The sequence below is a fragment of the Vibrio makurazakiensis genome (assembly GCF_050337375.1).
GTDB classification, from domain to species: Bacteria; Pseudomonadota; Gammaproteobacteria; order Enterobacterales; family Vibrionaceae; genus Vibrio; species Vibrio makurazakiensis.
Map to the genome: position 1 here is coordinate 1 of NZ_JAKJSW010000393.1, position 2,147 is coordinate 2,147.

Annotated in this window: 2 protein-coding genes and 1 pseudogene; 2 read left to right on the forward strand and 1 reads right to left on the reverse strand. The window is 42.4% G+C overall.

What is annotated here, in order from left to right:
* Nucleotides 1-1,283, forward strand: a 1,283-nt coding sequence (nrdD, locus tag L4C33_RS21790) for an anaerobic ribonucleoside-triphosphate reductase (protein WP_428814474.1), incomplete at its 5' end; no start/stop codon positions are given.
* A gap of 17 nt (nt 1,284-1,300) precedes the next feature.
* On the forward strand, nt 1,301-1,771 hold the full coding sequence (nrdG, locus tag L4C33_RS21795) for an anaerobic ribonucleoside-triphosphate reductase-activating protein (RefSeq protein WP_428814475.1): 471 nt from the start codon (nt 1,301-1,303) through the stop codon (nt 1,769-1,771).
* Nucleotides 1,772-1,847: 76 nt separating this feature from the next.
* Here the strand turns inward: nrdG and L4C33_RS21800 are convergent.
* Nucleotides 1,848-2,147, reverse strand: a pseudogene (locus L4C33_RS21800) (MATE family efflux transporter); the annotation flags it as partial.

The following is a 2,147-nucleotide window of genomic DNA, read 5'->3' on the forward strand; positions in this document are numbered from 1 at the left end:
CGCTTCATACCGCTAACGGGCAAACTCCATTTGTAACGTTCGGCTTTGGTTTAGGAGAAAGTTGGGGGTCTAAACTTATTCAGCAATCGATCCTTAAAAACCGTATTGCAGGACTAGGCAAAAATAGAAAAACAGCGGTTTTCCCTAAACTTGTTTTCGCTATTAAAGATGGCCTGAACCATAAACAGGAAGACCCAAACTACGACATCAAGCAACTTGCTCTGGAGTGTGCGTCTAAGCGTATGTACCCAGACATTCTTAATTTCGATAAAGTAGTAGAAGTTACAGGGTCATTTAAAACGCCTATGGGTTGCCGTAGCTTCTTGAATACTTACGAAGAAAACGGTGAATTGGTTCATGAAGGTCGTAACAACTTAGGTGTTGTAAGCTTAAACCTTCCTCGTATTGCGATAAAAGCCAATGGTGATATGGCGGAGTTCTATGAACTGCTTGACGAGAAACTAAAACTTRCTCGTCGTGCGCTTGAAACACGTATCTCGCGTCTTGAAAACGTGAAAGCGCGTGTTGCACCCATTCTATATATGGAAGGGGCATGTGGTGTTCGTTTAAAAGCTGACGATTCAATTTCTGATATTTTCAAAAATGGCCGTGCGTCAATTTCTTTAGGTTACATCGGTATCCATGAGGCCATGACAGCATTGTTTGGCACTGAAATCCATTTATACGACGATTCTGAAATGCGTTCAAAAGCTCTAGAGTTGGTTGAGCACATGAAGAAGACAGTAGCAGAATGGACTGAGGAAACTGGGTACGCATTTAGTCTCTATGGCACACCGAGTGAAAACTTGTGCAGCCGATTCTGTCAGATTGATACTAAAGAATTTGGCGTGATTGAGGGCGTAACTGATCGCGGTTATTACACGAATAGTTTCCACTTAGATGTGCAAAAGAAAGTAAACCCGTACGACAAAATTGACTTTGAAATGCCATATCCAGAAATTTCTAGCGGCGGCTTTATTTGCTACGGTGAATTTCCGAATATGCAGAAGAACATCGAAGCGTTAGAAAACGTATGGGACTACAGCTATACACGCGTACCTTATTACGGAACAAACACGCCAATTGATGAATGTTACGAATGTGGCTACAACGGCGAGTTTGACTGTACGAGCAAAGGTTTTACCTGTCCTAAATGTGGTAATCACGATTCGACTAAAGTGTCTGTAACTCGTCGTGTATGTGGTTACCTAGGCAGCCCTGACGCTCGTCCGTTTAACTTCGGTAAACAAGAAGAAGTTAAGCGCCGTGTTAAGCACCTATAAGTAAAGATTGAATAGCTATGAATTACCATCAGTATCATCCCATTGATGTAGTGAACGGGCCGGGGACACGTTGTACATTGTTTGTTTCTGGCTGTGTACATCAATGCCGAGGTTGCTATAACCAGTCAACTCAACGACTTGATTCTGGTCACTTATTCACGAAAGATCTACAAGATCATATCATTGCAGATCTGAATGACTCGCGAATTAAACGCAGGGGGTTGTCGCTTTCAGGTGGTGATCCATTGCATCCAGCTAATGTTGGTGATGTTCTCGAACTCGTACAAAGAGTGCGTGATGAGTGCCCAGGGAAAGATATTTGGATGTGGACTGGGTATGAACTAGATGAGTTATCACAAGAGCAACGCGAAGTCGTTAATCTAGTAGATACACTTATTGATGGTAAATTTGTTCAAGAACAAGCAGACCCAAGCCTAGAATGGCGCGGCAGTGCGAATCAAATTATTCATAGGTTTTCGGACTTTTAGTGCCTAAAAAAGGGCTTTATCTTTGACTAGGTCGTAGATGAAGCCCTTGGGTGTGAGTTCTGTTTAGCAATTATGCTTACGCGGATAACGGTTTTGGGTCTTCGATTAGATTATTGATCCATTTCTTCGAATGAATCCGCTGGCTAGTTAAGCCTATTTTGATCACTTCCTCTAATRACACGATGAGCATTACCCACTCTAGTGACCATCCCAAAACCATAGCGGTAAAATAGGCTAGGGGAATACCAATCGCCCACTGCCCAAATAAGTCTATGAAAATACTGTAGTTAATGTCACCTCCACTCTTTAGTACTCCGCCAATTCCAACCATGTTGAATACTCTAAGTATCATACCTAAAGCCATGACTAGTCCTAC